Origin of the sequence: Myroides sp. C6-3, from assembly GCF_050522425.1 — a bacterium.
In the GTDB taxonomy this organism is placed as follows: domain Bacteria; phylum Bacteroidota; class Bacteroidia; order Flavobacteriales; family Flavobacteriaceae; genus Flavobacterium.
Genome location: NZ_JBMVQP010000001.1, coordinates 153,512 through 165,373 on the forward strand (window position 1 = coordinate 153,512; position 11,862 = coordinate 165,373).

Sequence of the window (11,862 nt, forward strand, 5' to 3'; positions counted from 1 at the left end):
TTTTTATTTTGTCTTTTTTTTCAGTACATAACAAACAACCTTATACTCTTCAAAAGATTCGCGAGCATCTAAAATTTCTTTATAGACGAGATTATCAAACATATCGATAATCTCAAAACCCGTTTTTTCTATTACTTCTCTCAGATTATCCACGCTTTTATACGTTTCCCAAGAATCCTCATTTTGAAAATTCAAGGGAGAGCAACCTACAACAAGTCCATCATCTGCTAGAATTTTAAAAAATTTTTTGATATTATATTCTATGGAGCCACATCTATCCAAATAATTTACATTGACTATTAAATCAAAATTATTATCTACAAAATTGTATCGCTCAAAATTTTCGCACAAAAACTTAATATTCGGAAACGAAAAACTCGGTAATTTTAAGTCTTTAAAGCCCCTATTCGCTAAAGAAATCATTTTCCCTTTATAGCTTGATGAATTAATCTCCTTTGCAGTTTCAATCATTTTTTTTGATTCATCAAGAGCTATAATAAAACTTTTCTTATAAATCTTTGCCAAATCAAAAGTTGTCCTTCCAACACCACAGCCAACATCTAAAATCTTTTTTTTATTAGTTTTTTCTAAATTGCTTACAACTAATGATATTATAGTTCGATATAATCCTTCTGAATAGGCATAATTATTTAAATACCCATATGACCATAATGCCATATAAGCTTGAACAAAATCTTCATTCTCATATTTACTCAACTCCATCATTCATAACAGTATTTCACAGTTTGAAAATCTTTTCTAAAAGAAATAACTTCGTTCTTAACCTTCTCGATACTTTTCTTCCCATAATATACATCTGAGATAAATTGTGCTATCACAGGCATATCCACCTCTGTCATACCTATTCTAGTTATTTCAGGAGTACCTATCCGAAAACCCGAAGGATTTTTAAATCCTACATCACCTGGCAAGATGTTTCTGTTAAAAATTATATTTGCTTTCTCAAACCTCTTTTCTAATTCTTTTGTTTCATATTTAGACTTATTCTTCATCAACAACATATGTGTCTCTGTAAAATCTTTATCCTTAAACAAAATATTCATGTCTAGATTACTAAGCTCTCTTGCCAAGGCCTTTGAATTTAATACAACATTATGTATATAATTCTTCCCAAAAAGTTTCAATTCAAGTAAAGTTACTACAGCACTTACTGTTTCGTGTAAATGATGTCCAGATACTGTTGAAGGAAAAGTTGTCTTTTTTATAATTTCACCATATTTTCCATTAGCTACGATTATAGCGTGTTGGGGGCCTGGAATTGTCTTACATGTAGAAAAGGTCATTATATCTATACCATCTTTCATTGGGTTTTCATAATCTCCAGTAGCTATTAATCCTGCTACATGTGAAGCGTCAAAAATGGTTAAAATATCTAGTGATTTACATAACTTTACTATTTCTTTTATTTCTTGTCTAAACAATAAAACAGATCCCCCCATAATAACTAGTTTTGGTTTTTCTTGCATAATGACCTCTAAAGTGCGTGGTACATCAATAGTAAAACCATCATTACTGACAGGAATACCTAATACTTGTAGTTTAAACATATTTTTGGGTGTTCCTCCACTCATACTAATATGTCCTCCATTTTTAATTGAAAAAGACAACACTTTATCATTAGGATTAGTAAAGGCTGTATAAACAATCATATTAGCATGAGTCCCTGAAATAGGACGTAAGTCCACAAAATCACAACAAAACATCTGCTTGACTATATCTATTCCTATTTGTTCAATTTCATCATAATATTTAATTCCAGGAAAAATCCTTTCCCAAATCCATCCTTCTGCTACTCTATTACCTAAATCAGATATCAAACAATTTTTAGCCAATGGACTGAGCAAATTCTCGCTTGCTATAAGATTTATGGTTTGAGACATCCATTTTTCATGACGATCCAGTAGTTTTTTAGTTTTTTTAATCAAATAAATTTCTTTCATATAATTATTTTTAAATTTGGATAATATTCTTGTATTAATGATTAATTAAAGACAGTAGAATTTCATCATGTGAGATATTCTTTCTCAAACATAATTGAGGAAAAATAGAATTTGGCATTAGACCTGGTAGTAAGTTAATTTCAAGAACATAAATATTATGCTCTTTGTCGATAAGAAAGTCTGTGCGAGAAAAATTTTTACATTTAAATTCTTTATGCAATAAATATGCTATACGTTGCATTTCTTTATAAGTATCACACTCTATATCTATTATATATTCCTTTTCATTAAAACCATTTATTTTTGATTCATGAGAAAAAAGTCTGTAAATGTTCTAGTCTTACAGATTGGCAATCTTATACTATCATTACCGTATTCAAGAATCCCAGTTGTATACTCTGTTTTATCATTATCTATTAATTCTTCCAAAAGAAAATCACTTTGGTATTCTTCTTGAAGTATTTTAATCCATTCAAAATACTCATCTTCATTTCTAATGATATTTATTCCTACAGAATCACCAAGTTTATTAGGCTTAATAATAATATTAAATCCCAATTCTTCTTTTACTTTATCATAATCAGGAGGAGTTTGATTTTCGGAAACATAAATAAATCTAGGTGTTTTTATTCCAAGAGATTGAAAAATAATTTTCGACAAATATTTATTTGCCCCCAAGAAAGATGCAGTAGAACCAGAGCCAGAATATCTTATATTATGACATTCAAGGAATCCTTGAACAAAACCAAATTCACTATATACTTTTTGTTTAATAGAAAAATCAGAAGGTGTAAATAAAACGATCGATGGATTAAGTTCAATTAACTTTGAAAAAAACAAACTATGAACATCTAACTTCAGAATTTGAATCTCCCATCCAACTTTACTAAATGTTTCAACTATACTTTGATAAAACTCCTTATTTTCTTGATTTCCTAAAATCACAATTAAATCTTTATCCTGTACATTCATAAATAATACTTTTTTTGTCTTTTACTATTTCTTTTCAAAACATCTATATACCTTCAAAAGGCAATTTGAGTTTTTAATAGAAGTTATTTGTTTTTTAAAAACTGACATTCACCACTAAATTTTCTCCTATCGCCTCTGTATTTCTAAAGAGTTCACCATCTCTAAATACTTGAACAGTTATCTTAGAAAAACTACTTTCCCCTGAAACAGCATGACCCGTAACAGCTACTGTTATAGGTACATCTCCTGCAAAAGAACGGCTCCACCTTCTTCCATCATGATCCATAGTCTCTGTTTCTCTATTTCCTTATTTGATTTGAATACTCGTTATCAGAGCTTCTTCTGAGGTTGCTACCGTCACTTGATATCGAAGCGATTGCTCGACTTTCAACTCTAAATCTACCTCTTGTTTATGCCCCGTAAGCAACCATACCCATAGCGATAGCCAATACACTTAACGCTGTCATTTTCATTTTTTTCAACATAATTCACGGATTTTAAATTTATTTACAACTCTTGCAATACGCAAGATTTTTCCTTTAATCCCTATATCAAAAAAACCGCCATTCTCTCCTTTATATACTAAACTTATCAGCAATCGTATCCATATACTTGAATTGTGTATGTAATTTTCTGCTATTCCTTAAAAAGAGGATGCAAATCATCCCTTTTTTGCCTCAACTACAAACAAAAAAAGAGTCCAGCACAGCTGAACTCTTTTCTATCGTGTTTCGATCACACGTTACATTTTCAAAAATCAATTACATTGAAATAGAAGCTACTAAAATATTTCCGTTAGCTTTTGAAGTCTTTACAACTTTGCCATCTTTAACAACTTCTAACGTCAACACTCCAGTTTGATCTTCTGAATCTATTGTTCCTCCTGTTACAGAAATAGCAACAATTTTCTTTCCAGAAAAAGATTTAGACCATTCTTTTTTCCCTAAGTCAGCAATTGACTCTGTAGCGCCATCTTCCACCACTACGATATTGTTTATTACCGCATTATCAGATGTTTTAGCTACAACTTCATATGCTTCACTGCTTGATGAACTATCATCACTACTACATGAAAAAATCCCCATGGATACCATTGCACATACAAGTACAACTTTTGCTTTTCTTAACATACTTTGTGGTTTTTATTAATGTTTTCAGAAAGCAAATAAAATAACTCTACGGTAAGATTGCAAATTTTTTAATCAAATCAGAAAAAGTACATCATTTTGTGTATTTTTTCCCCAAACAATCCACACATAACGCTATTATTTCACAAATACACCACAAAAAGCAAAAAAACACAAATCTCTTATTTTCAACCCTTTACTTTCTTAATCAATCCCCTATTGTCTTAGAATCCCTCTTAAGAAGACTCTTACACAATCCTTTCTTTTACACTATGGATCAAACAAAAAGAAAAAACACAATTCTTGAACCTTCTTGTCTCCCCTGGTGTAAATGAAATAAACGGCACGACATCTACGCGTTAAAAAAAACAAAACCCAAAACAACATAAGCGACATAATGATATTTTTGCTATTTTTGCTCCTATTGAATAATTTACGGAAAATAAGAACTTATGAGAACGATTCAATTTAGAGAGGCCGTATGCGAAGCCATGAGCGAAGAAATGCGCCGCGATGAAACAATATATTTAATTGGAGAAGAGGTAGCTGAATATAATGGTGCTTATAAAGCTTCAAAAGGTATGTTGGACGAATTCGGTCCAAAACGCGTAATTGACGCTCCTATTGCAGAACTTGGTTTTGCAGGAATTGGTGTTGGTTCAGCGATGAATGGTAACCGCCCAATTGTTGAATTTATGACATTCAACTTCTCTTTAGTAGGAATCGACCAAATCATAAACAACGCAGCTAAAATGCGTCAAATGTCAGGTGGTCAATTCAACATTCCAATTGTATTTCGTGGACCAACAGCTTCTGCAGGACAATTAGGAGCAACACACTCACAAGCTTTTGAAAACTGGTATGCGAATGTACCAGGATTAAAAGTTGTCGTACCTTCTAATCCTTACGATGCAAAAGGGTTATTGAAATCAGCGATTCGCGATAATGATCCTGTAATTTTCATGGAATCTGAGCAAATGTATGGAGATAAAGGTGAGGTGCCTGAGGGAGAATACACAATTCCATTAGGTGTTGCTGATATTAAAAGAGAAGGAAAAGACGTTACAATTGTTTCTTTTGGTAAAATCATCAAAGAAGCGTATAAAGCAGCTGAAGAATTAGCACAAGAAGGTATCTCCTGTGAAATAATTGACTTGCGTACTGTACGTCCATTAGATCAAGAAGCAATTTTAACTTCAGTAAAGAAAACAAATCGTTTAGTTATTTTGGAAGAAGCTTGGCCTTTCGGAAGTATTTCATCAGAAATTACTTACTTAGTTCAAGAACAAGCATTTGACCACTTAGATGCTCCTATCCAAAGAATTACAACTGCTGATACACCTGCTCCTTATTCACCTGTTCTTTTAGAACAATGGTTACCTAATGCTAATGACGTAATCAAAGCAGTGAAGAAAGTACTATACAGATAAACTTTTTTAAGTAAAAAAATATTGTATATTTGAATTACTCCATCTTATCTTAGTAAGATGGAGTTTTTTATTTACTCCACTATTGACTATGAAGAAAAAGATATTATTTTACCTAACCTTTATCTTACTGTTTCATTTACAGGGATTTACACAAACAAAGGTAAGTGGTAAAATTAAAGACACGAGCAATGTAGAAGTATCGTATGCTAGCGTATATTTCAAAAATTCTACGCAAGGAGTAGTTGCCAATGAGCTTGGTAAGTTCTATTTGGAAACTGAAAATAACTATGACACTTTAGTTGTTTCTTTCGTCGGATATAAGACCGCTTATGTTCCGTTGAAAAGTCGCAACAACTTTGACTTAAGCATCACCTTAGAAGAAGATAATATGCTTGAGGAAGTTCGTATTTTCACTGGAAAAACATCGAAAAAGAACAACCCTGCCCTCGATATCTTACGCAAGATATGGGAACGCAAGAAAAAAAATGGACTATATATGTTTAGCCAATACGAGTTTGATAAATACGAGAAAATTGAATTTGACTTAAATTCAATCGACAGCGCCTACCGAAAGAAAAAGCTCTTCAAAGGCATGGAGTTTATCTTTGATCAAGTAGATACCAATCGCATTACAGGAAAAACATACCTCCCTATTTTTATTAATGAAAATATCGCACAAGTATATGGAGATAATGTCAATAATAGAAAAAGAGAAAAAACACTAGGTAACAAAAACTCGGGTTTTGATACAAACCAACATATTATTGAATTTGTAAAAGATTTATATGCCGAGTATAACATTTATAATAACTACATCAAAATCTTCGACAAAGATTTTGTCAGCCCTCTGTCTCGAACTGGAATTAATGTTTACAACTATGTATTAGCTGACAGTGCTTTTATTGATGACAAATGGTGTTATAATATCGTTTATTATCCAAGAAGAAAAGGAGAACTTACCTTTAAAGGGGATTTTTGGGTCAATGACTCTACATTCGCCATTAAGAAAATCAACATGGAAGCCAGTCGAGATGCAAATATCAACTGGATCAAAGACATTTATATCGAACAAGAGTTTGACGTTTTAAACGATTCTGTATTCTTGCTTACTAGGGATCATTTTATGTCTGACTTTGCCCTTTCTAAAAAGGATGAATCAAAAGGAATCTACGGTAAACGAACAACGGTATACCGCAATCACGAATTCAACATCAAACACCCAGACGAATTCTACAGAGAAGATGTAAACAAGTACGACGAATCGATCTACAGAAAATCGGATGAGTTTTGGCAATCCTACCGTTTCGAACCGCTGAGTAAGGATGAATTTGGAATTTACAAGATGCTAGACACCTTAAAAACAGTTCCTAAATTTAGGTTTTTATTTGACCTTACCTCTACTATTGCAAGTAATTACTACAATATACCGAAGTATAAATTCGACTATGGTCCTATTTTCTCCACCTTTGGTTACAATGATATTGAAGGACTACGTATGCGTGCAGGGGGAAGAACCTACTTCGGTGCTAATGACCGATGGAGATTAGAAGGTTATGGGGCCTATGGCTTTAAAGACAACAAATTCAAATACGGTATTAGCGGAAAAGTATTACTCCACAGCCCTTCTCGTTTTATTCTCTTTGGAGGAAATCGCCGAGATGTGGAACAAATTGGCGTTAGCTTAACGGAAACAAATGATGTACTTGGACGAAGTTTCGCTTCAAGTTCCCTATTCGCTAGTGGGGATAATTCTAAACTTACAGATATTAACCTATCGACCATCGGTTTAGAAATTGAACCCGTTAAAAACCTTCGTTTATTAACTACCTTTAGCTATCGCACGTTAAAACCAGCCTCTGATCGCTTTAACTTGGATTACTACATTGACAAAGAGCAAAACATCATTTCCAATGAAACGAAACAGTCAGAAGTTGAAATGGCGATTGATTATACACCAGGTAAAAGAACGATCGGCTATGGTGTAGACCGAAATGACATCGACAAAAAATACTTAAAGCTATACTTGCGCTATAGCCACGGATTTAAAGGTGCTTTTGACAGTAATTTCCAATATGACAAATTACAGCTCTATGCTAGAAAACCAATTTTATTAGGTGGATTTGGAACGTTCACAACTACATTCGAAGCGGGAAAAACATTCGGTGAAGTACCTCTAGGTCTACTGAGCGTGGTGCCGGGTAACCAATCGTGGTTCAACATCGAGAATACCTTTGCCAACCTCAATTACTACGAATTCGTTACCAATGAATATGCATCTATTCACTTGGAACACAATTTTGGAGGTCGCTTACTCTCTAGGATTCCATGGTTTAGGGATTTAAACCTAAGAGAAATTGTAGGAATTAGAGGGATTTACGGAAAAATCTCACAGGAGAATATCGACCTGAATGCCTCTCAACTCGTTTACAAAGCCCCAGAAGATTTTTATTACGAATACTATGTCGGTGTAGGAAATATCTTTAAAGTCTTTAGACTTGACTTAAGCTGGAGGGGGAATTACCTAGATATGCCAGACGCGAGAAAGTTTGCTATCAGAGGTTCTTTTGCAATTTATTTCTAATAATAAAGATAAAACTTGCTAAACAACACGAATTGAAGTATTTTTGCCCCCATTATTAAGTTATTTGATTATAAAATAAATGAATATGAGTACATTCGAAACTTTTGATGCCTTTGTTGAGATTCCAGCAGGTAGCAGAAATAAATATGAATACGATTTCGATTTAAAACGTTTGAGATTCGACCGTTTACTTTACTCAAACATGAGATATCCCGCAGACTACGGTTTTATTCCAGAAACGTTAGCTTTAGATGGAGATCCTCTTGATGTATTAGTAATGTTTACTGAACCATCTCTCCCAGGATTGGTTGTAGAAGTAAAACCTGTAGGTATTTTCTATATGGCTGATGATAAAGGACAAGATGAGAAAATTCTTTGTGTTCCAGTATCTGATCCATTGATGAACAAGTTAAACGATATCCATGACGTAAACGAGCACTTCAAACAAGAAGTAGAACATTTCTTTAAAGTATACAAAGACTTAGAGAACAAAAAAGTTACTACCAATGGTTTTGGAGATAAAGCTGCTGCAATCAAAATGATTCAAGAATGTACAGCTCGTTTCAACAACTTAGAAAACAAAGCAGAAGGTTTATTTAGCATCCGCTACTAATAAACACACACATCATACGCATAAAAGCCACCTCATTGTTAGGTGGCTTTTTTGGTTATCAGTTATCTCATTAGGTTTATAGTTATTTTGGTCTTTAAAGAACCTATGCTGCGATTTCCTCTACCTCCTCATCCATACATTAAAAAATCACACCAAAACCACAAATTCACTTCACTATATAAACAAAACAACGTTATTTTACACAATAAAAACAAATCAACAAGGTATTTGATAGAAAATTCACTATTTTCATTTTCAAATTAAGTCAAATGGAAGAAGCTATCAAATTCATCAACAGCATTATCTGGTCCACTACCTTTATCCTATTATGTCTAGGGGCTGGGTTATTTTTCACGATTAAAACGCGTTTTGTACAAGTCCGTTACATCAAGCAAATGGTAAAACTCTTATTTACAGAAGGTTCTTCGGAAAAGGGAGTAAGTCCATTTCAAGCCTTTAGTATTGCAATAGCAGGACGTGTGGGTGTAGGAAATATCGTTGGTGTAGCCACTGCAATTGCTTACGGAGGGCCTGGTGCTATCTTTTGGATGTGGATGATTGCTTTTTTAGGTAGTGCATCTGCCTTTGTTGAATCAACCTTAGCCCAAATCTACAAAGAAGAGAAAAACGGACATTACTGCGGAGGTCCTGCTTTTTATATTGAAAAAGGATTAAACAACAAAAAACTGGCGTTGCTTTTCGCTCTTGTAACCATTATTAGTTGCGTGTTATTTTTACCGAGTATTCAAGGAAACAGCATTTCAATTAGCATCAAAGACGCTTTTCACATTCCTCAATGGATCACAGGGTTAGCTACTTGTGTATTACTTAGTTTGACTGTATTTGGTGGGGCAAAAAAAATTGGGAGAATTGCACAAGTCGTTGTTCCTTTTATGGCCGTGATTTACATCATCATGGCTGTCATCATCATTGCTATTAACGCGAAAGAAATCCCCGCTATCTTTGCTTTAATCTTTCGTTCTGCCTTTAACTTAGAGGCAACCTTCAGTGGAATCTTTGGCGCTGCTATCGCGTGGGGAGTGAAACGCGGCATTTATTCCAATGAGGCTGGGCAAGGTACAGCGCCACATGCTGCTGCTGCATCGGAAACGTCTCACCCTGTAAAACAAGGACTCGTACAGGCTTTCTCTGTATATATTGACACTTTATTTGTCTGTACTGCTACGGCTTTAATGATTTTATTTACCCATCAATACAATGTTTTTGATGAAGCGGGTAACTACATTGTAAACAATATCCCAGGAGTAGAAGTAGGTTCTGCCTACACCGTAAAAGCCATTGCAGTACATTTTCCGCTAGTAGCGAGTCAATTTATCGCTATTGCCTTGACTTTTTTCGCTTTCACAACCATTATGTCTTATGTCTTTATAGCCGAATCTAATTTTAACTACCTGACAGATCAACCCCACAAAATACTGCGCTGGATCATGCGTTTCACCCTTTTAGGCACAGTTTTCTACGCCTCTATTAATGAATCTTCTCTTGCATGGGGCATTGGAGATATAGGTGTTGGCCTTATGGCATGGATCAATTTTATCGTCATTCTACTGCTACACAAACCTACAATTGTTGCTTTAAACGACTATATTACACAATACAAGCAAGGAATCAATCCAATCTTTGATCCTGAACGCTTAAAAATTAAAAATGCCAGTGCTATTTGGCAAAGATTCCTAAAAGAAAAACAAAGTTAGCTCAAGACAACAAACTCTTTTCTACCTTTGCTACAACTAAAAAATAAAAATCATGCATTACACTATTAGACCTGCACAAAGGGAAGATTTTGATGTTGTACCTGAATTAATGTTACAAGCGATGGAAGACATTGTATTTAGTTTCATTCAACAAGAGGATATTGAAGAAGCGATAAACTTTCTTACTACCCTATTCAAACAACCGGACAACTTATACAGCTATCAAAATACTTTCGTTGCAGTTGACGAAGAAGAAAATGTAGTTGGTTCTATTACAGGATATAACGGAGATGATTTTTACAAGCTCAGAGAGCCTGTATTGGAATTAATGAAGAATAAATACAACAATGACATGATTCCTGAACCAGAAACCGAAGGCGGCGAATACTACTTAGATACCGTTGCAGTTTCTCCTCTTGTTCAAGGAAAAGGCGTTGGTAGTCATTTACTTCAAGCCGCTACGGACTTTGCAAAGAGTCAACAATACAAACAGATTGGTCTCATTGTTGACTTAGAGAATCCAAACGCAATGAAATTGTACTCGCGCTTGGGATTTGTACAAGGCAAACAAATTGATTTTGTTGGTGGAGCATACTATCACATGTACATTCAGTTTTAATTCATACAAGGGAATACCGAAGTGGTATTCCCTTTTTTTATCCCCTAGCTTTATTCCACTTGAGAACTCTGCTTTTTAATAGAGATTATTTATATTTGCCTAAAAATAATGACAATGAGTAAAAATATCACGCCCTATAAAGATTCTCAACTTGGCAAAAAACAACAAGTAGAGCAAATGTTCGATACGATTTCTGGAAATTATGACAATTTGAATCGTATGATCTCATTAGGGACGGATCAAGGTTGGAGAAGAAAAGTCTTACAACTAGTTTCCGAAACGAATCCGGATACTATTTTGGATATCGCAACAGGAACTGGCGATATGGCGATTCTTTTATCCAAAACAAACGCTCAAAAAATCACAGGTTTAGATCTATCAGCAGGAATGTTAGAGGTTGGTAGAAAAAAAATAAAGGCACTAAATCTAGATAATCGCATTGAGATGATCCAAGGAGATTCTGAGAATTTACCTTTCGAAGACAACTCATTTGACGCCATAACAGTAGGCTTTGGAATACGAAATTTTGAAAATTTAGAAAAAGGTTTAACAGAAATTTTAAGAGTATTAAAACCTAATGGAATTTTTATTATCTTAGAAACCTCAGTTCCGACTAAATTTCCATTTAAGCAAGGCTACTTCTTTTACACGAAAAACATCATGCCATTCATGGGTAAACTGTTTTCAAAAGATCAAGATGCTTATAAATATTTATCTGATTCGGCTAAAAATTTCCCTTTTGGTCAAGAATTGAACAATATTTTAGTGAAAGTTGGGTTTAAGACTGTAAAACACCGTCCACAAACGATGGGTATAGCAACCATATATTCTGCTTCAAAGTAGT

Annotated in this window: 13 protein-coding genes; 6 read left to right on the top strand and 7 right to left on the bottom strand. The window is 34.0% G+C overall.

The annotated features are described in order from the left end of the window. Positions 1-3: 3 nt before the first annotated feature. The 7 genes from ACPDG9_RS00755 to ACPDG9_RS00785 form a co-directional block, all read right to left on the bottom strand. Positions 4-726 (bottom strand): class I SAM-dependent methyltransferase, encoded by a 723-nt coding sequence (locus ACPDG9_RS00755; RefSeq protein ID WP_430525956.1) that lies wholly within the window; start codon positions 724-726, stop codon positions 4-6. After that, positions 723-1,961 (bottom strand): serine hydroxymethyltransferase, encoded by a 1,239-nt coding sequence (glyA, locus tag ACPDG9_RS00760; RefSeq protein ID WP_430525957.1) that lies wholly within the window; start codon positions 1,959-1,961, stop codon positions 723-725. Before glyA ends, ACPDG9_RS00755 begins: the two co-directional genes overlap by 4 nt. 34 nt (positions 1,962-1,995) lie before the next feature. Beyond that, positions 1,996-2,292: a hypothetical protein gene (locus ACPDG9_RS00765; protein WP_430526000.1), complete on the bottom strand. Its 297-nt coding sequence runs from the start codon at positions 2,290-2,292 to the stop codon at positions 1,996-1,998. Further along, positions 2,259-2,933: a D-alanine--D-alanine ligase family protein gene (locus ACPDG9_RS00770; protein WP_430525958.1), complete on the bottom strand. Its 675-nt coding sequence runs from the start codon at positions 2,931-2,933 to the stop codon at positions 2,259-2,261. The genes ACPDG9_RS00765 and ACPDG9_RS00770 overlap by 34 nt, the downstream gene beginning before the upstream one ends. A gap of 94 nt (positions 2,934-3,027) precedes the next feature. After that, the gene (locus ACPDG9_RS00775) at positions 3,028-3,219 is read right to left on the bottom strand and encodes a hypothetical protein (RefSeq protein WP_430525959.1); all 192 of its coding nucleotides are present in this window, start codon (positions 3,217-3,219) and stop codon (positions 3,028-3,030) included. A gap of 21 nt (positions 3,220-3,240) precedes the next feature. Further along, a complete protein-coding gene (locus tag ACPDG9_RS00780; RefSeq protein ID WP_430525960.1) occupies positions 3,241-3,387 on the bottom strand; it encodes a hypothetical protein in 147 nt (48 codons plus the stop codon). Positions 3,388-3,694: 307 nt separating this feature from the next. Beyond that, positions 3,695-4,063, bottom strand: a complete 369-nt coding sequence (locus ACPDG9_RS00785; RefSeq protein WP_430525961.1) for a hypothetical protein — start codon at positions 4,061-4,063, stop codon at positions 3,695-3,697. Between the two features lie 449 nt (positions 4,064-4,512). Between ACPDG9_RS00785 and ACPDG9_RS00790 the strand changes: the two genes are divergently transcribed. From ACPDG9_RS00790 to ubiE, 6 genes are all read left to right on the top strand, one after another. Then, entirely contained in the window at positions 4,513-5,490 is a 978-nt protein-coding gene (locus tag ACPDG9_RS00790; RefSeq protein WP_430525962.1) for a pyruvate dehydrogenase complex E1 component subunit beta, read from the top strand. A gap of 88 nt (positions 5,491-5,578) precedes the next feature. Then, positions 5,579-8,071 carry a DUF5686 family protein gene (locus ACPDG9_RS00795; protein WP_430525963.1) on the top strand — a complete coding sequence of 831 codons (2,493 nt, stop codon included), beginning with the start codon at positions 5,579-5,581 and terminating at the stop codon, positions 8,069-8,071. An 85-nt stretch (positions 8,072-8,156) separates the two neighbouring features. After that, positions 8,157-8,684 (top strand): inorganic diphosphatase, encoded by a 528-nt coding sequence (locus tag ACPDG9_RS00800; RefSeq protein ID WP_430525964.1) that lies wholly within the window; start codon positions 8,157-8,159, stop codon positions 8,682-8,684. A gap of 269 nt (positions 8,685-8,953) precedes the next feature. After that, the gene (locus ACPDG9_RS00805) at positions 8,954-10,399 is read left to right on the top strand and encodes an alanine/glycine:cation symporter family protein (protein WP_430525965.1); all 1,446 of its coding nucleotides are present in this window, start codon (positions 8,954-8,956) and stop codon (positions 10,397-10,399) included. A gap of 52 nt (positions 10,400-10,451) precedes the next feature. Continuing rightward, complete coding sequence (locus ACPDG9_RS00810; RefSeq protein WP_430525966.1) at positions 10,452-11,018, top strand: GNAT family N-acetyltransferase; 567 nt, start codon at positions 10,452-10,454, stop codon at positions 11,016-11,018. Between the two features lie 114 nt (positions 11,019-11,132). Continuing rightward, positions 11,133-11,861 carry a bifunctional demethylmenaquinone methyltransferase/2-methoxy-6-polyprenyl-1,4-benzoquinol methylase UbiE gene (ubiE, locus tag ACPDG9_RS00815; protein ID WP_430525967.1) on the top strand — a complete coding sequence of 243 codons (729 nt, stop codon included), beginning with the start codon at positions 11,133-11,135 and terminating at the stop codon, positions 11,859-11,861. Position 11,862 lies beyond the last annotated feature (1 nt).